Origin of the sequence: Paenibacillus allorhizoplanae (assembly GCF_927798215.1) — a bacterium.
Taxonomy (GTDB): Bacteria; Bacillota; Bacilli; order Paenibacillales; family NBRC-103111; genus Paenibacillus_E; species Paenibacillus_E allorhizoplanae.
Genome location: NZ_CAKMMW010000022.1, coordinates 92,623 through 109,757, shown reverse-complemented (window position 1 = coordinate 109,757; position 17,135 = coordinate 92,623). Strand labels below are relative to the sequence as shown.

Annotated in this window: 17 protein-coding genes; 7 read left to right on the top strand and 10 right to left on the bottom strand. The window is 44.6% G+C overall.

What is annotated here, in order from left to right:
• Positions 1 to 34: 34 nt before the first annotated feature.
• The gene (locus L6I86_RS27420; protein WP_276574902.1) at positions 35 to 382 is read right to left on the bottom strand and encodes an ArsR/SmtB family transcription factor; all 348 of its coding nucleotides are present in this window, start codon (positions 380 to 382) and stop codon (positions 35 to 37) included.
• Positions 383 to 610: 228 nt separating this feature from the next.
• Here L6I86_RS27420 and L6I86_RS27415 point away from each other — a divergent pair, with 228 nt between their 5' ends.
• The 4 genes from L6I86_RS27415 to L6I86_RS27400 all read left to right on the top strand — a co-directional run bounded on the left by L6I86_RS27415 (position 611) and on the right by L6I86_RS27400 (position 3,865).
• Positions 611 to 934, top strand: coding sequence for an ArsR/SmtB family transcription factor (locus tag L6I86_RS27415; protein ID WP_236291615.1), 324 nt, complete (start codon positions 611 to 613; stop codon positions 932 to 934).
• 9 nt (positions 935 to 943) lie between these two features.
• On the top strand, positions 944 to 2,236 hold the full coding sequence (locus L6I86_RS27410) for an arsenic transporter (RefSeq protein WP_236291611.1): 1,293 nt from the start codon (positions 944 to 946) through the stop codon (positions 2,234 to 2,236).
• A 29-nt stretch (positions 2,237 to 2,265) separates the two neighbouring features.
• The gene (gene arsC, locus L6I86_RS27405; protein ID WP_236291610.1) at positions 2,266 to 2,694 is read left to right on the top strand and encodes an arsenate reductase (thioredoxin); all 429 of its coding nucleotides are present in this window, start codon (positions 2,266 to 2,268) and stop codon (positions 2,692 to 2,694) included.
• An 82-nt stretch (positions 2,695 to 2,776) separates the two neighbouring features.
• Positions 2,777 to 3,865, top strand: a complete 1,089-nt coding sequence (locus L6I86_RS27400) for a Gfo/Idh/MocA family protein (protein WP_236291608.1) — start codon at positions 2,777 to 2,779, stop codon at positions 3,863 to 3,865.
• Between the two features lie 57 nt (positions 3,866 to 3,922).
• Here the strand turns inward: L6I86_RS27400 and L6I86_RS27395 are convergent, their stop codons facing one another.
• The 3 genes from L6I86_RS27395 to L6I86_RS27385 are packed head-to-tail and all read right to left on the bottom strand — an operon-like array spanning position 3,923 to position 6,968.
• Positions 3,923 to 5,527, bottom strand: coding sequence for a hypothetical protein (locus L6I86_RS27395; RefSeq protein ID WP_236291607.1), 1,605 nt, complete (start codon positions 5,525 to 5,527; stop codon positions 3,923 to 3,925).
• Positions 5,514 to 6,230 (bottom strand): ABC transporter ATP-binding protein, encoded by a 717-nt coding sequence (locus tag L6I86_RS27390; RefSeq protein WP_236291606.1) that lies wholly within the window; start codon positions 6,228 to 6,230, stop codon positions 5,514 to 5,516. Before L6I86_RS27390 ends, L6I86_RS27395 begins: the two co-directional genes overlap by 14 nt.
• Before the next feature lie 42 nt (positions 6,231 to 6,272).
• Positions 6,273 to 6,968: a DUF421 domain-containing protein gene (locus L6I86_RS27385; protein ID WP_236291604.1), complete on the bottom strand. Its 696-nt coding sequence runs from the start codon at positions 6,966 to 6,968 to the stop codon at positions 6,273 to 6,275.
• A gap of 151 nt (positions 6,969 to 7,119) precedes the next feature.
• Between L6I86_RS27385 and L6I86_RS27380 the strand changes: the two genes are divergently transcribed.
• Positions 7,120 to 7,374 carry a hypothetical protein gene (locus L6I86_RS27380; protein ID WP_171634792.1) on the top strand — a complete coding sequence of 85 codons (255 nt, stop codon included), beginning with the start codon at positions 7,120 to 7,122 and terminating at the stop codon, positions 7,372 to 7,374.
• A gap of 41 nt (positions 7,375 to 7,415) precedes the next feature.
• On the opposite strand, the gene L6I86_RS27375 is transcribed toward L6I86_RS27380, so the two are convergent.
• The 3 genes from L6I86_RS27375 to L6I86_RS27365 all read right to left on the bottom strand — a co-directional run bounded on the left by L6I86_RS27375 (position 7,416) and on the right by L6I86_RS27365 (position 10,929).
• Positions 7,416 to 8,951 carry an AMP-binding protein gene (locus L6I86_RS27375; RefSeq protein WP_236291602.1) on the bottom strand — a complete coding sequence of 512 codons (1,536 nt, stop codon included), beginning with the start codon at positions 8,949 to 8,951 and terminating at the stop codon, positions 7,416 to 7,418.
• Positions 8,938 to 9,795 carry an SDR family NAD(P)-dependent oxidoreductase gene (locus tag L6I86_RS27370; RefSeq protein ID WP_236291600.1) on the bottom strand — a complete coding sequence of 286 codons (858 nt, stop codon included), beginning with the start codon at positions 9,793 to 9,795 and terminating at the stop codon, positions 8,938 to 8,940. The genes L6I86_RS27375 and L6I86_RS27370 overlap by 14 nt, the downstream gene beginning before the upstream one ends.
• A 270-nt stretch (positions 9,796 to 10,065) precedes the next feature.
• A complete protein-coding gene (locus tag L6I86_RS27365) occupies positions 10,066 to 10,929 on the bottom strand; it encodes a metallophosphoesterase (protein WP_236291597.1) in 864 nt (287 codons plus the stop codon).
• Between the two features lie 172 nt (positions 10,930 to 11,101).
• On the opposite strand from L6I86_RS27365, the gene L6I86_RS27360 reads away from it, so the two are divergent.
• On the top strand, positions 11,102 to 13,444 hold the full coding sequence (locus L6I86_RS27360) for a beta-propeller domain-containing protein (protein WP_236291596.1): 2,343 nt from the start codon (positions 11,102 to 11,104) through the stop codon (positions 13,442 to 13,444).
• A 60-nt stretch (positions 13,445 to 13,504) separates the two neighbouring features.
• Here the strand turns inward: L6I86_RS27360 and L6I86_RS27355 are convergent, their stop codons facing one another.
• The 3 genes from L6I86_RS27355 to L6I86_RS27345 all read right to left on the bottom strand — a co-directional run bounded on the left by L6I86_RS27355 (position 13,505) and on the right by L6I86_RS27345 (position 16,407).
• Entirely contained in the window at positions 13,505 to 14,161 is a 657-nt protein-coding gene (locus tag L6I86_RS27355) for a hypothetical protein (RefSeq protein WP_236291594.1), read from the bottom strand.
• Positions 14,162 to 14,163: 2 nt separating this feature from the next.
• Complete coding sequence (locus tag L6I86_RS27350; protein WP_236291592.1) at positions 14,164 to 15,432, bottom strand: FAD-binding protein; 1,269 nt, start codon at positions 15,430 to 15,432, stop codon at positions 14,164 to 14,166.
• Between the two features lie 165 nt (positions 15,433 to 15,597).
• Complete coding sequence (locus L6I86_RS27345; protein ID WP_236291591.1) at positions 15,598 to 16,407, bottom strand: transporter substrate-binding domain-containing protein; 810 nt, start codon at positions 16,405 to 16,407, stop codon at positions 15,598 to 15,600.
• A gap of 202 nt (positions 16,408 to 16,609) precedes the next feature.
• Here L6I86_RS27345 and L6I86_RS27340 point away from each other — a divergent pair, with 202 nt between their 5' ends.
• Positions 16,610 to 17,059: a protein-tyrosine phosphatase family protein gene (locus L6I86_RS27340; protein ID WP_236291589.1), complete on the top strand. Its 450-nt coding sequence runs from the start codon at positions 16,610 to 16,612 to the stop codon at positions 17,057 to 17,059.
• Positions 17,060 to 17,135 lie beyond the last annotated feature (76 nt).

The window sequence follows — 17,135 nt, the reverse complement described above, 5'->3', positions numbered from 1 at the left end:
ATTAATAGGTCATTTAAAAACCCACCTGTGTGGGTTACGAGCAACATTCGCTTGATTGATTTTCGCTTTTTCGGAAGATACAGCATAATTCTGGTGAGAGTAACCGGTTAACCTCTACGTGGTTTAATTCATAATAACTCCAAGTACCCTTGGTCTCTTTCGTAATCAGATTAGCATCAAGTAATATCTTCAAATGATACGATAACTTTGACTGTGGCATGTTTACAATATCAACTAAATCACAAACGCAGACACTTCCCTTTTGAGTAAGCTCATACATAATTTGCAACCGTTTCTGATCTGCTAACGCTTTAAACTGGAGCTCGTATTTCGAAAAATCAACTTGATTCTCATCCTTCGAAAAAATAGGAAGTTCTTTAATCACCTCTTAACACCTCCCTAAATCAAATTTATTTGATGAATATATCTTAACACATCAAAATTATAAGATTCAAGATATAAATCAATTTATTTTGATCTATTTAACATCTATTTCAGTTAGCAATTTACAAAACCTTAACTTTTATTATATAACTAAGTAATTATATAATGATTTACGGTGAAAACTGAGTCGAGAAAATGATTACGAATAGTAAAGGAGTGAGTTATTTTGCCTGAAATTGAAAAGTTATCTGATGTATGTAAGCTTCTTGGGGACAAAATGAGACTCACTATTCTCTCCCTGCTCAAAGAACGTGAGCTATGCGTATATGAGATTGTTGAACTCATACAAACTAGTCAGCCCAATGTGAGCCAGCATATGCGAAAGCTCAAAGCCGGTGGTTTAGTAAAGGAAGCGAAAAAGGGCCAATGGGTTTTTTATTCGTTAAACATTGAGGACAAACCCTTTTTGCACGAGTTTTTTCAGTACCTGCCATCGCAAAAAGAAAACGTAAACGCAGTATCATGTAAAGATCTAAATTGCTGCGATTAGGAGGAAACCATGACTTACGTAGCGGTACTTATTTTTCTGCTTACATTAACTTTTGTAATTTGGCAGCCTAAGGGCCTCAACATTGGATGGTCATCTTCTGGCGGCGCAATCCTTGCTCTTCTCTTCCAAGTTGTGTCTTTTAGCGACGTAATGACGGTTACCTCTATTGTTTGGAATGCTACACTCGCCTTTGTTGCCATCATTCTCATTTCCTTAATCTTAGACAAAATCGGTTTTTTTGAATGGGCAGCCTTGCATATGGCGCGAATTGCGAAAGGCAATGGAAGACTCATGTTTGTGTATGTCATTTTGTTAGGCGCGGCAGTAGCCGCATTTTTCGCCAATGACGGTGCCGCATTAATTCTAACTCCGATTGTATTAGCAATGGTTCGAGCGTTAAAACTTCCAGATCATATGATTTTACCGTTCATCATGGCGAGTGGTTTTATTGCGGATACCACTTCATTGCCTTTCGTCGTCAGCAACTTAGTCAACATCGTATCGGCGGACTTCTTCGGTATCGATTTTGTCACCTATGCAAGCCGCATGATCGTACCAAGCCTATTTTCATTGGCGGCAAGTTTGGGTGTCTTGTTCGTTTACTTCAGAAAGGACATACCAACGAATTACGATATGAAGGAATTAAAGCAGCCTTCAGATGCCATCAAAGATCATCGGCTATTCCGAATGTCGTGGGTTATTCTTGGCATCCTTCTCGTCGCTTATGTGATTAGTGGATTTATTAAAATCCCTGTTTCCATCATCGCAGGATTCGTGGCACTGATCTTCATTTTGATGGCTAGATCTAGTAAGGTAATCGAAACTACACGAGTGATCAAAGATGCTCCTTGGGCTGTCGTTATATTCTCAATCGGGATGTATGTCGTGGTGTATGGTCTTAAAAACGTCGGTCTCACCGATGCCCTAGGAAAGTTGGTTGAGAACATAGCAGGACAAGGATTGTTTATTGCGACAGTGGGAATGGGCTTCTTATCTGCTATACTGTCCTCCATCATGAATAACATGCCGACTGTTATGATTGATGCTCTAGCCATCAAAGGTACGAACACAGATGGGATTATTAGAGAAGCATTGGTTTACGCCAACGTTGTAGGAAGTGATCTTGGACCTAAGATTACACCGATCGGGTCACTTGCAACACTATTATGGTTACATGTTTTGTCTACCAAAGGTGTAACAATCACATGGGGCAATTATTTTAAAACAGGTGTCATCCTTACTGTCCCTACTCTCTTGATTACACTTACAGGACTTTATTTATGGCTTCACATTATTGCATAATCCCATACAAAAAAAGGAGAACTAAAACCATGGAAAACAAAAAACCTTTCGTTTATTTTCTTTGCACAGGAAACTCATGCCGCAGCCAAATCGCTGATGGCTATTTAAAAGCTTTAGGCGGAGACAAATATGAAGTGAAAAGTGCCGGTTTAGAAGCTCACGGATTAAACCCACGTGCAGTAGCAACGATGAAAGAAGCTGGTATCGACATTTCGAACCATACCTCTGATGTGATTGATCCAGTAATGTTGGCTCAAGCGGATTACATCATTACTTTGTGCGGTCATGCTAACGACAACTGCCCCGTTGTTCGAAATGATAAGGCAGTAAGATGGCATTGGGGATTTGACGATCCTGCAAAAGCGACTGGGACGGAAGAAGAAATTACTGCTAAATTCCATGAAGTTCGTGATTCCATTAAAAACAGGATCGAACAATTTGTGAAAGAAGGCAATTAATATGATTAATAGATTCTAAAGCTTGACTATGAAATTTATATTTGCTACAACGAAGCTACGACTGAAGAAGGCGGTGTAATGGATGGGGAAACCAATAACATTCAGCATTATAGGCGGTGGAGGCTTTCGCGCACAGTATTTCCTAAGAATTGCACAGGCTCTTCCAGAACAATTTTGTATTAGTGGAATGGTAATTCGTGACGAATCCAAGGGAAGGGCTATGGAAGACTTATGGAAAGTGACTACTTATCGGACACTGGATCAGCTCTTGGAGAATGAACAACCGGACTTTGTTGTCCTATCTATCAACGCATCGGCCGCTATCGATTATATGCTGCAGCTGGCGGAACGAGGAATTCCTGTACTTACAGAAACACCTCCTGCACCTGATCTGGATGGTTTGCTGCAGTTGCACAACAAGCTTACCCGTCAAGGCGCGCGAATTCAAATCGCTGAGCAATACCAATTTCATCCTATACAAGAAGCTCGACATAAGATTATTACGTCAGGACAATTAGGCAATGTGAATCAAGTGACAGTATCCATAACTCAGTTCTATCATGCAGTAAGCTTAATGCGGAAAATGTTAGGAGTGCGCTTTGAAGAAGTCAGTATTAAGGGAATGAGATTTGAATCCGATTGGGTCGCTGGTCCGAACCGAGGTGGTCCGCCTACAGAAGATAAATTAATTAAGTCAGAGAGAGATATAGCATGGTTGGATTTTGGTGGAAAGCTGGGGATTTACGATTTCACCAAGGATCAACATCGTTCATGGACCCGTTCAAACCATTTATGTATTAGGGGGGAACGGGGAGAAATTTTCGATAATCGGATTAGCATACAAGATCCTTTCTGTACACAGATTCAAATGGAATTAAAACGTATCAATAAAGGTGAGTATGAGAACGCGGAAGGTTATTTCCTTAAAGGAATTATGGCGGGAGAACAATGGGTATATGAAAACCCCTTCATGCCTGCTAGATTATATGACGATGAAATTGCTATTGCAGTCTGTTTGAAGAAAATGGCGATTTATGCCGAGGGTGGTCCCGGATTTTATGGTCTTCCGGAAGCTTCTCAGGACCACTATATCGGCATGCTGATTGAACAGGCTATTAGAACCGGGGAGACAGTCGTGTCGATTCGGCAACCATGGGCCGAAAACGCATGAAAAGTAAAGGCACCCCATTGGGGTGCCTTTACTTGCTGACAAACTACCGCAGCCAGATTACTTCACCCGAAACGTTCTCTCCCCGTACTTCTGCACAAGAACAAGGGCAACAGCCAAGTAAATCAGCGTCATAGCAAATATAGTAACAGTGAATGGTACTACCGGTATTCTCAAAATAATACTAATACCGCACGAGGATGACACAACCATGTTCACGATGAGATGCAGTGGGTTTTTCAAATTTAGCTCTGTCGAATACGGTTGGAAAATATAATACATAAACAAATGATGCACGGTAAAAAAAGCCGACAATGATAGAACACAGACCCAAAGCATAAGCAGTTCTCTGCTCAGCCACTCCCCTCCTATTGCTACGTTAATAGCTGTTAGTGACACCCCAAGAGAGGCGGCAATCACCATGTTTAAGCTCATCACTCTTCTAATGCGAATCAGGAAATGGCTATAGGCTGCGCTGCGATAGAAGCCGTACCGCATCAAACTTAGATCACAGTTGTAAAACATTGCTTTGCAAATTTTCTCTCCAACGGACATGAAATACATGATCAGAAGCAAGAAGGGGAAGATCATTTCCAAACTCCATTGCTGGTCCTTCAACTGACCGCGGAATAGGACCATGAAGATCACTCCCGCCACTCCGAAAGCGCCGATGATAGCTAATCGTTTATTAACAGGGCTGCTAATCAGGCTGCGATGTCTGAGAAAGAAAATTGCGTTCAGATACGCATAGCCTTCCTTTGTCTCAAGCTTATCCTGCTGGTTCAGCTTCACGGTATAGTCGCTATCCTTTGACTTTACGCTCTTCATCTGCGCATCCGTCATCATACGGCCTATATCCAGCAGAGGATCATCCCTTTTGCTTGCGGCATCAACAACTCCTCGGTAACCGGAATAGCGTGACAGCTTAATGGATGCGAACAGCCCTCCAGCTGTAATAACGATACAGACAGGCAAACTCATAAGAAACGATTCTGTAGACAGAACCTTGCCCAGCAGAAGCGGCAAATAGGCAGCGGCATATCCAACAATAAGGACGCTCCAGACGAGGGCGGCTTGTTTAATCAATACAATGCTGGTTTTCTCAAAAATCTTAAGATGCACATACTCCGCTAGAATTCGCCATAATGTGATCAATATAGATAACAGAATTGCTTCAAAGACGGTTGCTCCCAAGCGTGTGCCGAACAGAATCATCGCAGGTAGTAGATACACCAAAAAAGTCACGTAGCGATATCCTAGCGAAGCCAACATATATCTCGTTGGAGACAATCGCATCAGCTTAACTGCTATGTATTTCTCCCGTTTTGGTTCAAGTATACTCGCGCTGCTGACGGCTGCCGCCACAAAGCTGATAATGGTGAAAACATGTATAAATTGCTGCAGCTGATCTGCTTCTGACAATCCCTTTCCTACTGCGATCACAGGAAAATATATCAGTATCCCTAGATACACAAATCGAAGCATTACTCCCCATAACTGGTTGAACAGCAGCACAATAACAGAAATAGCTTTTTTGAAATTCAAATTAGCGTAGAAGCTGTTCTTTACTAGCTTGCCGATTAACGGCAGCTTCTGAATGTAATAAATGAGTAGGTTTACCCTAATGGATGTACGAATAGCCAGCAGCGTACTAAGCGTTCTCATCATGGGATTCATCCTTAAGCAAATTAATGACCGCTTGCTCGAATTCTGCGCTGTGCAGCAGCTCGGACGGCACGGCAGACAATTTCCCTTTGTTCAACACAATCAGCTCATCACACAAATCAGAAGCCAATTGCAAAATATGCGTGGAGAAAATTAGAATATGATCACTCTTCATTTCCCTTAACATATTCTTCATCTCCAGTGCAACAATGACATCGAAGGAGGTGAGCGGCTCATCGAGTAGAATGATCGGCGGCTTCGTTATGAGAAATAGCAACATCTGCAGCTTATTCTTCATTCCGTGCGAGTAGCCTTTAATCAGTCGATGGCGATCCTCCGTTGTCATGCTCATCATGTCAAAATAATCGTCAATCGTCTGCTCCATCTGCAGCTTGCCCCGATTAATATCCATAAAAAACTTCACAAACTCATAGCCCGTCAGAAACTCGGGCAGAATCGGCAACGAATATACATAACCAACATCCTGCTCGCTTAGCTTCCGCGTGTGGCCATTCTCCTCCAACATTACCTGTCCGCTATTCATGTCCTTCTCTCCGCTCAGGCAGTCGAACAACGTCGTTTTGCCTGCTCCGTTGCGCCCTAGCAGCCCATATATCTTCCCTGTCTCAAAGGTGAATCCGGCTCCCTGAAGTACCTGTTTATCCTCATATCGCTTAACGATATTTTCTAAGATTAGACGCAATTGCTGCTCCTCCTTTCGTTTCAGTATGCTGAACTTATCGGACTACGCTTTATTTGTTTCCTTTAGCTGATAATACAGACCACTCGAATCCGACCATTCCGCGAAAAGCACACGCTCATGATGCGTAATTCCGCTAAGCTGCAAAAGCTGCTCCACCCAACTCCTGTCCCGCCCGAGGCGCTTCAATGTATCTTCATTGATGCTGCCGTTTTCAATGATGTAGGCCGGAAGGCTGACGGTGCCTTGATGGTCTTCTGCATTACCGCTGATCTTTTCCGGGTCCTTCTGGAGCAGCACGCTGATGCTGCCGTTCGTCTCGAACAAGGCATAGGCCACTTCGCGCAGCGAGAAAATATTATTTTCCCGAAGCAGCATGCCCAATTGGGCGAAATCGAGATTGTTGCGCTTCATTGCATTGAAATCAATCACACCTGCCCGGATAATCAGATCTGGTGTTCCCGCGGCATAGCGGGAAAGTCTGGGGAACCGTGCGATAAACTTTTCCAAACCTAGCGCTAGAAGCGTCCAGATAATCAGAGCAAATAGTAGATGGCTAAGATGAATGTTATCATCATAAATCGTATTGCCGACTAGTTCACTGAGCATTAAAGAGGAAACGAAATCAAAGGCGGTCAATTGAGAGATCTCTTTTTTTCCCAGCAGCCTAGTCATGATCAAAAGACCTATTAAAGCGACTGTAAGCTTGACACCGATACTTACATAAAGACTGGTATCCACCTTCATCTTTCCCTTCGGAGTGTTTGTATAACAAATAATACCACATATTGATAATGAACCTTATTAAAGTATGCTGAATTTCTAAACACACACACTTGTTCTATGGGACGGGCATATACTAGATTAATAAAGCTAGAAAGGGGGTATTCCCTTGACGCGATCCGATTCTTATTTGATTTGTAAAAAGTACCTCAATCGAGAAGTAACGATAAAAACGACACACGGCACTTACCGTGGCACGATTGTGAAAGTCGACGGCCACAAGGTCTATTTGAAACAAACACGTAATGGAAAGAAAGCACATATCTCATTCCTGCCATTTCTCCTTCCGTTAGTTCTGTTTGATCTCTTAGCCATTTTCCTTGTGGAATCTAGACCTTGTTCTCCGTTCAGACCGTTCCTCTAAAAAAAATGACCATCACAACGAAATCCTGTGGTGGTCATTTCTTATATCAACGCCTTTTTATCCAACTTCCCTAAAGGTGTATAGGGCAAATGCTCGACGAAGCTGATCTCCTTGGGCAACTGAAATCGTGCCAATCTAACGCGCAACCAATCTAGGAGTTCATCTTTCGTCATTTCCGTACCAGGTACTAACTGGATCCACGCTTTCAATCGCTGTCCAAAAAGCTCATCCGCTATCCCCAAGACGGCTGCATCCTCGATGAAGGGGTGAGTGAGCAAGATTTGTTCCACTTCGAACGGAAACACATTCTCCCCCGCAGAAACAATCATACTATCTACTCTCCCACGCAAAAAGTAATACCCCTTCTCATCCCGATAGCCCAAATCGCCGGTCTCGATCCATGCACTTGCCTTGTTTCGCATCGACCAATTGTTTCGAATACAAATTTGACCTACGCTGCCAATGGGAGCTTCTACTTTCTGATCATCCATGACTTTTAATTGAACACCGTTAATCTTTCTGCCAATCGTGTGTGCGGAGTAGGTCAAATCCTGCGGAACTGCAATGATATTCAAACCCGCTTCCGACGTGCCGTACAGATTGTACAGAACTTCTCCCAATTGACTTTGCGTCTCTTGGACCAGTTTCGGATTGAGCTCAGCTCCGCCTGAAGCTATACAAGACAGGGATTTCAGATCGTCTGCGTTCGTTTTTAACATTTTATGAACCATTAAGGGAACTACCGTTACGATATCAACCTGATGCTCCCGAATCAATCGACAGGCTCTCTCTGCATCAAATCCGCGTTGAATGACTACTTTTTTGCCCAATGCGCAGAAAAGCAGCAACACGGCTACACCATAACCATGATAAATAGGCGTCGCAATATAGGCTGTATGCTTGTTGAGGATTTGCAAACGGGTCAGGAATGCCGAGAAAGGATTCAAATAATTGAATAGCGATGGTTGATGCGCCGCTTCTTTGGCTTTGCCTGTTGTTCCTCCTGTCAGCAGCACTAATTTCCCGGAGGACGTTCGGCGTTGCTTTTGCTTTTCAGAATCCGATGTAATAGGTAAGTTATTGATCGCAGATGAGGTAGGATGATAGCTGGGCAATTTGGCATTCATGTACGTTGTTTGCTCAAGCAAAGCACTTAGTTCGTCGTCATAGACCACAAGGTGAAAATCTTTCCTCGCCAGGATCCCCTGCAATTGATCCTTACTCATTTCCGCATTCATTAGATAGATGTCCGCCCCTGTAAAAGAAACCGCATAGACGGCTTTCACTAGAGATGCGTGGTTTTTGCACAAGAAACCCACTCTCTTACCGCCAGTAAGTCGGTATTCCTTCTCTAAATGGGCCGAAAGCTGTTTGGATTGTGCAAACAATTGACTATACGTCAAGGTTTCCTGCTCATCCGCTAACGCGATTTTGTCACCATAGGTTCTTGCTGCAAATTGCAACAGAGCCATCAGATTGGTGCCCGATGCGTAGATGGCGGAGGCTAACCGGAACATAGCGACCAGCGAGAGCAGTCTTATTTGATACAACACATAGATCAGTTTAAACATCCTCATGGCCATTACCCTTTTTCCTTGATAATCTAGGCATTGTTCTAAAAAATAAGGAAACTAGCCCCCCGAAAATCAACCACCACGGTTTGAACGTTTGCCTTCTGGTATAGATGGCCTTACCGATCATCTTGGCGACATGAGTTGGGGACATGGCCGGTGCTTTGCGATACGCTGCCGTTGGTAGAATCATAGGCGTTCTTACAAGCGGGAGATAGATCGAGGTCGTGGCAATCCCCATCCTATTCAGTTCAGGTGCGGCGGACCGAAACCACGTGTCAAAAGCTGACTTTGATGCCTGATACGCCGCCCAATGGGGCATAGGAATAAGCATCACATTGACCGTCGAAATGTTAATGATATGTCCTTGATTTTGCTCAAGGAGCGGTATGGTAGAGAGCAATAGTTGAACGGGCGCGAAATAATTAATCGCCATCGTACGCGTGAAGTCGTGATAACGGTCCAACGACTCCCGAATAGAACGCTTGATCGAATGCCCCGCATTGCTGATGACGATATCGAGCCCATCTGGCAGTTGATGGAGAAAGGTTAGCAATCCCTCCATCTCTTTCGGATCTCGAAGATCCGCAGGGAACACACTTACGCGGGCTGCTGCTTTCACTTCGATTTCACTCTTCATTGCCTGGAGCTTCGCCTCTCGTCTGGCTACCAAGATCAGATGAACCCGCATCTCGGATAGCAGATAAGCTAGTTGTTCTCCGATTCCGGAACTGGCACCAGTTATTAGGACCGTTTTGCCTGCTAGCTGGCGCGCTAGCTTCTGTCTGTTTAACTTCGTCGGTGGGAATAAGAGATATGCGAGAAGCGTATGTAAGCTAGCACTTGGCATGAGTTCACGACCTTCTTTAAATAACTGGAAAATCTACTGCTATTTTTCCGATTTTAGCTGGCATTTTTTGTTTAACTGGAAAATATGCAGCTAATTTTTGAGTTACTACTGTTTCTGATGCAATCGTTTGAAATTAAATGTAGGTTTTACAGTTATTCCTATAAAATCGGGAATTCTCACGAAATTAAATGTAGGTTCTCCCTTTATTTCGATACACATGGCATAGTGCGATCTAGCTGCGCACATCGTCACTAGCAAATAAATAACTCTCTAAACCAACGTCAACACCGTAATCTCAGGCCGACACAAGAACCGAATGGGACGAACCGACACCCCAATCCCTCGATTCGTGTAAAGGGTAAGGGATGGATTGTTCCCTACCTGATAGAGTCCTGAAGGATATTTGACGCCATACGGCACGGAAGCTAGTGGCCCAATGATCGGGAGTCTTACTTGACCACCGTGGGAATGCCCCGATAGCTGCAAATGGACGCCTCCAGCTGCCGCAACAACATCCGCATAATCCGGTGCATGGGATAACAGGAGTACCCATTCTTCTTTTTTCGCTGACTGCAGCGCCGCTTTAAGATTAGGAACACCCTCCCACATGTCCTCTACGCCAGCGATCCATATGGATTGGCTGCCTTTCTGAATCCGTAGTCCCCGATTACGCAGGCAGCGAAACCCACCACCATCTAGCACATCTGCCACTTCTTCAACATCGCCATAATAATCGTGATTGCCTAGCACTGCATAGCAGCCATATGTAGCCGTAATTGTCTTCAAAACATCCCGTATTTCTTGACCTTGCCCACCAATCTCATAATCGACGAGATCACCGGTGAAGCACACGATGTCTGGTTTCTCAGCTTGAATGACCTCGACGACCTTGGTTAATTTCTTGATATCCAAATGAAATCCAAAGTGTAGATCACTGAATTGCACAACCCGCAATCCCTTGAATGCCTCCGGCAGTGTAGGAAAAGCCAATGAAATGCTCTCAACTTGCAACCAACGGGGCTCAACCCACGTGGCATACCCGTAACTTAACGGGGGGACAGATAATAGACTACCGCCTAACAGCAGTCCCTTTTTCAAAAAAGAACGACGACTCATTTTCTCTTTATTTTCCATATACCAATCATATAACAAATGAGGGCTATCTTGCTATTTCATCGCTAACTACCCTAGCCAGTTTCCAGAGAAATATTTCCAACAGCATGCAACAAATCTTTAATGCCATCCGTTTAGTGGATACAGATAAAAATAATGGAAACCTACAATAACGAAGCAAAGGATGAGCTAGATGAAGAAAAAGGTTTTGGCCGCAGGCCTCCTAATGACCGCAATCCTCTTAACATCTGCTTTTACACCTGTCTCTACGAATGCTGGTCAGGAAACGATCGTCAAGCTTGAGGGCCAACCGATCGCTTTTTCGCAGCAGCCACGTATGATGAAAGGGATTTTGATGGCGCCAGTTCGCGATCTTGCAACCGCTTTAGACATGGAAGTAACCTGGAATGAAGCAGAACGAGCAGCTGTCGTTACACGCAATGGGTACGAGCTGAAGCTGCCCCTAAATGCGGACTATGCCAACGTTAACGGGAAAGCAACCACCATGAACGGTAGTACTCAAATCGTAAGTGACTCCCTCTACGTCCCACTGCGTTTCTTTATGGAGAGCGTCAATCATGTGGTTCGCTGGGATTCAGCAACTAGTTCCGTTAACATCACCAAGCAAACGGACAGTTTGCCGGTTGTGGGTACCTATGACCATTTAGTTACCCTGTTAACGCAGAATGAAAGCAACGGGATGCGTGCATATGCTGCCATAGCAAAATCAGCTATCTCTGACTCTTCCACTACATCCTCAGCGCCACCGGCCGCCGGCAGTGCTGGTGTCGCGGTCCAAGACTCGGCCAAACCCGTGTCACCCGAGTACTCTGGAACGAATGTGCAAGTGCAAGGTGTGGATGAATCGGATGTCGTCAAGTCAGATGGAACGTACATCTATACCGTGAATAAGCAGCGGATCGTCGTCACCCAAGCGTATCCCGCAGATCAGATGAAAGTGCTGAGCATTCTTGATTTCCCCAAAGCGGCCAACACCTCAAACACGCAGTTCCAACCGAGTGAAATCTATGTGGACGATACACATCTGATCGTGTTGGGGCAATCCTATCAAAACCTCAAACCCGTGCCATATAATGAGGCCGCCAGCAGCAGCAGTATCGGCATTTTAGACAAGAGAATGATTTCACCTATCCGATCGCAGGCTACAACGAAGGTCATGGTTTACGATCTCGCGGATCGGAGTAACCTGAAGTTAGTTAAAGAAGTTGAACTTGAGGGCAACTATATTTCTTCCCGTAAAATCGGGACATCGCTTTATTTTATCGCCAATAAATATGTCAATTACTATAACTATCGGGAAATGGCGAATACGGATGACGCCAAAAAAGAACTAGCCCCAGCTTACCGAGATTCCTCGGCAGGTGATTCTTTCACCTCGATTCCGTTAGATCAAATCTACTATTTGCCGAAAGCTCTCGAGCCGGGCTATGTGCTCGTCGGAGGTCTTAATCTTAACGATCTTACTCAGACGATGAATGTCACCTCTTACCTTGGCTCGGGACAGAACGTGTACGCTTCGGAAGATAACTTATACGTGGCTGCCACAACCTATGAAGATCAACAGCAAGACACGATTCTTTATCAATTTGGGCTGAACAATGGGAAGGCTGTATATAAAAACACCGGCAAAGTGCCTGGTCATCTACTCAATCAATTCGCGATGGATGAGCATAACGGTCACCTCCGTCTTGCTACAACCACAGGAGAAGTCTGGCGGACAGATGAGGGCACATCGAAAAACCACGTCTACATCCTTGACGCGAACCTGAAAGAGGAAGGTAAGATCTTAAACATAGCGCCTGGCGAGCGCATCTATTCTACCCGTTTCATGGGCGACCGCGCTTATATGGTTACTTTTAAAAACACGGACCCGCTATTCGTCTTAGACTTAAAGCAACCTGATCAGCCGAAATTGTTAGGGGCATTAAAGATCCCAGGCTACAGCAATTATCTGCATCCTTATGATGAAAACCATATCATTGGCTTCGGCAAGGATACCGTTGAAGTCGAGAACAAAAACGCGGCAGGCTCACAATCCATCGCCTATTATCAAGGCATGAAAGTAGCTTTGTTCGATGTATCCGATGTGAATAATCCGAAGGAGAAATTTACGGAGCTGATTGGGGATCGGGGAACGGATTCTGAATTGCTGTACAATCATCGTGCTTTACTCTTTTCCAAGGAGAAAAATCTCCTTTCCTTCCCTGTTTCGGTGATGAAACTCGACCCGGCGGCCAGCAATTCGAAAAATTCGGCTAGCGCATACGGAAGCTTTGCTTTCCAAGGGGCGTACGTTTACAATCTTGATCTGGAAAAAGGGTTCCAGTTCCGCGGCGGCATCACCCATCTCTCGCAGGAAGATCTGAGTAAAGCCGGGCAGCATTTCTATGCCGGTGACAAACAGGTCCAGCGCGTTCTCTATATCGGCGACACCCTGTATACCGTTTCGAACGGATTCATTAAAGCGAACGAGATTAGTACGCTGAAAGAAAAGAATACAGTAGCCATACCGTAAGTAAGCCAAAAATCCCCGAATCCTATTAGGATCGGGGATTTTTGTTTGACTCGGGCCAGCTTATATGGCTAAAACCTCTTTGAGATAAGAGGCTAATGAAACGAGTTGATTGCCTACAACGCGCTTCGTTTGCTTCTCAGCAGCCTGAGCAGCTGGAACCATCGAAAGCTGGGCAGCAACCACACGCTTCGTTGGGTTTTCCTCGATCACATCGATCAATCCTTGTGTGACAGCTTCGATGTATGCACTCTTCTTACCCTGCATAATCAGATCAAAAGTATTCGCCAGAAGGACAGGCACTGCTTCTAATGCTATTCCTTTCTTAGCGGCATAAAGGGATAACTGATTCATCGTTCCTTGTACGGTGCTCGGATTCGTGAATGCAATCATCGCAGGCTGATCCAGCTGACAGATCTCTTCGAACAGTGGATCATCAATTTTGATGATCGGAATTGGAAAAGGATGAACATTGCCATCGTATATGGCTGTAAAAAAAGTGCAGGTTATTAAAATTGCGTCTACGTGACTTTGGGCTATCCAATTCAGTGTGTCGAGCACTTTTTTTTGAGCCATTTCGGTCGTGAAATCCGCATCCTGCTTGATCCGATCCAGACCAGGATCAACATAATGAATGAGCTCCACATTCAAACTGCGCAGGGCGTTGTCAATATGTTCAATATTCGAATAATGGGCATGGAAGCATCCGATTCTTTGCATCATTAGTCTCCCAAGATGTATGTTTTCAAGAAATCATTGCGGAATTTCCCCTGCGGATCACATTGGCGAAGCAGTTGCTGAAACTCAGGCAGCTTCTCAAACCGCGACTGTACTCGGTCCGGCGACATCGTAAACAGCTTGCCCCAATGCGGTCGAACCTCGAAAGGCTCGAGATGCTGTTCAATGATAGGCAGTACTTGCTTAACAGCTTCCCAATTCGGTTTCCATGTAAAATGAAAAGCCACCATCTCCTGCTTATAGCAGGGACTCATCCACAAATCATCTTCCGCAATTGTACGTACCTCAGAAACATAAAGCAGGGGCGATATGAGCTCTTTGATACTGTCGAGCGCACACAGTGCCGCATATGCATGTTGACGGGGCACGTAGTATTCGCTCTGCAATTCTTCCCCTGCACTTGGCGTGAAATCCATCCGGAAGTGCGCCATTCGTTCATGCCAAGGTCCTGGTATTCCCATCTGTTCACTGCAATTCTCGGAGGTGTGGCCTGGCACGGGATGACGATGTGCATCAGCGAGCTTGGCTCCGAACAATTCAGGTTCCACCTGCACAGCGGCGGAGGATGAATCCTTGATTACCTGCTTCTTCCACAGTTGATTGAACGAAGATTCCTGCCAGTTTGTGAAAAGGCTGACACTATAACCACTGGAGAAAATGTCATCGAAGTGCGCTTCAAGCTGCGCTAATGGCACATTGTCGTACACATGCTGATACATCTGAAAGGATGGGACTACGTCCAAGGTGATTTTCGTGACGACACCTAATCCACCAAGTCCAACAGCTGCACCAGCAAGATGACCATTCTCATGCTCACGGGAGAACATCGCGATAGTTCCATCCGCTATGACCACTTCCATGGCATAAACAGCTGTCGCCAAATTGCCATGGCGATCACCAGAACCATGTGTTGCGGTGGCGCATGCGCCTGCAACTGTAATATGAGGTAAAGAAGCGAGATTGTGCAGCGCATACCCATTCGCGTGGAGATACTCGCCTAACTCACCATAGCGAATGCCTGCTTCAACCGTTACCCGATGGTTCGTTCGATCAAGCGATATCACCCGATTCAGGTTCTGAAGCGAAATCAAGCTTTCCGTACAATCGGCGATGCCATTGAACGAATGTCGTGTGCCAAGCACCTTGATTTGTTGACTGCTTGCCACCAACGCTTGTATTTCTTCTACATTTGCGGGAACATAATAATTGGCGGCTCTGTACGTATAATTGCCAGCCCAGTTGCGATTATTCATGTGTAAGTACTCCCTTCACTCTTCTAAGGTGGGACAAATTATATTTTACATGCATTTATCCCCCTCAGCAAAGTCAACGTCTGCTAAGCAATAAGGCTGACAATGAAAAAAGCTATCCTTAAGTAGAAAGATCTACTTAACGGACAGCTCCTATTCAATCATTTATCATGCCTCATGTTGCAAGTCGTGTTCCACTTCTTTTTTAATTTTATTCGGCATCATTTTCGGTTTACCTGTGAACCACTTGGTATACAAGTCTTCGTAGGTCCCGTCTTTGGATACAGATTGGAGCGCTTCGTTAATTTTTCCGATGTACTTGTTTTTCTTTTTAGCAAGGATAGCCAGACTTTCTTTTTGGAATGGTTCTCCGGCTATTTTCACTGACCCTTGTGCTGTGTTTTTAATATAATCCTGGGCATTGCGCTCCTCCACGATAACTGCGTCTGCTTTATGACTTTTTAACTCCTCATAGGCATCGGAGATTTTTGAAAAGCCGTGGATTTTCGCGCCTTGAATTTCACTCGCATAGTAAAACCCCGGTGATCCATTTTCGGTTGCTATCGCTTTTTGGACCAAGTCATCTTTCCCTTTAATAGTAGAGTTCTCTGAAGCAGTCAGAATCACTAAGTTTGTTTGAAAATAAGGATCAGAATACTCAAGATCATTACTGCGTGCATCCGTAATTGTCTTCCCCGCAATAGCCAAATCAATAGCACCAGACTTCAACCCTTTATTCAATTCGCCCATTTCCATAGGAACCAACTCATAGGTTAGCTTCGACTTTTTAGCGAGTGCTTGCCATAAATCCACCTCAAAGCCCTTCTTCTCGCTACCCTCTGTATACGTATAGGGGCGGAAATTCTCCTCGATGCCGACTTTGACCGTTTTATTCTGCGTGCATCCTGATGCGATCAGGGCGATTAATAGGGTGATCGAGAGGACAATTCCTCGTTTGCTTCTAAAGCCTTCATTCATTGCATTCATACCCTCCTCATTCGGTAAACACAGGTATTATTTGTAAATAGTTGAATGGTTATGCAGCCTCTTCACTCGGCTTTATCGTTTTCAATTCCTAAACTTTCAACCTCTATGTGAATGCGTATATAATGACAAGATCTATTTCATCACTTAGCTTCCCACAGAAGCTACATAAATCACTCTTAAGGAGATGTTCAACATGAATGAGGTCAATAAACATAAAAATTATCAAGCTTTAGTGGAGGATCGGATTTATTTTGGAGGAGCTTCAGACGTTGAGGATATGATTAAAAATGAAGGCATTGAAGTCATTGTGGATTTGCGAGGCGAAGCTACACAATGCGCTTATCCCGATGGCGATGTCCAATGGATTCAAGTCCCTTTAGGAGACAATGCAACGGGACCCCAAGACCAATTGTTTCAACAAGCGATTGATCACGTGGTTGAAGCTTATCACAACGGTAAAAAAGTTGGATTTCACTGTGCTGGTGGCGGCGGCAGAACGGGTGCTGTCGCGGTGGGTACTTTGATTACATTAGGCAAAAGTCAGACCATTGAAGAAGCTGAAGCACTAGCCAAAAGTATTCGCGCCAGAGTCAATATTAAACCCGCGCAGCGTGAGGCTATTGAGAAATTGTTTAACACATAAAGAGTACATTAAACCAGCCAAACCCTTGAATAGGGTTTGGCTGGTTTTTGCAACTTAGATGCCTTTCTTATCGTAA

Bases quoted from the DNA above. Each gene is read 5' to 3' on its own strand.
- L6I86_RS27400 (WP_236291608.1), top strand. From the start codon at position 2,777: ATGGGGAAACCAATAACATTCAGCATTATAGGCGGTGGAGGCTTTCGC.
- L6I86_RS27350 (WP_236291592.1), bottom strand. From the start codon at position 15,432: ATGAATAATCGCAACTGGGCTGGCAATTATACGTACAGAGCCGCCAAT.
- L6I86_RS27375 (WP_236291602.1), bottom strand. From the start codon at position 8,951: ATGAGGATGTTTAAACTGATCTATGTGTTGTATCAAATAAGACTGCTC.
- L6I86_RS27395 (WP_236291607.1), bottom strand. From the start codon at position 5,527: ATGAGAACGCTTAGTACGCTGCTGGCTATTCGTACATCCATTAGGGTA.
- L6I86_RS27355 (WP_236291594.1), bottom strand. From the start codon at position 14,161: ATGCAAAGAATCGGATGCTTCCATGCCCATTATTCGAATATTGAACAT.
- arsC (WP_236291610.1), top strand. From the start codon at position 2,266: ATGGAAAACAAAAAACCTTTCGTTTATTTTCTTTGCACAGGAAACTCA.
- L6I86_RS27370 (WP_236291600.1), bottom strand. From the start codon at position 9,795: ATGCCAAGTGCTAGCTTACATACGCTTCTCGCATATCTCTTATTCCCA.
- L6I86_RS27340 (WP_236291589.1), top strand. From the start codon at position 16,610: ATGAATGAGGTCAATAAACATAAAAATTATCAAGCTTTAGTGGAGGAT.
- L6I86_RS27360 (WP_236291596.1), top strand. From the start codon at position 11,102: ATGAAGAAAAAGGTTTTGGCCGCAGGCCTCCTAATGACCGCAATCCTC.
- L6I86_RS27410 (WP_236291611.1), top strand. From the start codon at position 944: ATGACTTACGTAGCGGTACTTATTTTTCTGCTTACATTAACTTTTGTA.
- L6I86_RS27345 (WP_236291591.1), bottom strand. From the start codon at position 16,407: ATGAATGAAGGCTTTAGAAGCAAACGAGGAATTGTCCTCTCGATCACC.
- L6I86_RS27365 (WP_236291597.1), bottom strand. From the start codon at position 10,929: ATGGAAAATAAAGAGAAAATGAGTCGTCGTTCTTTTTTGAAAAAGGGA.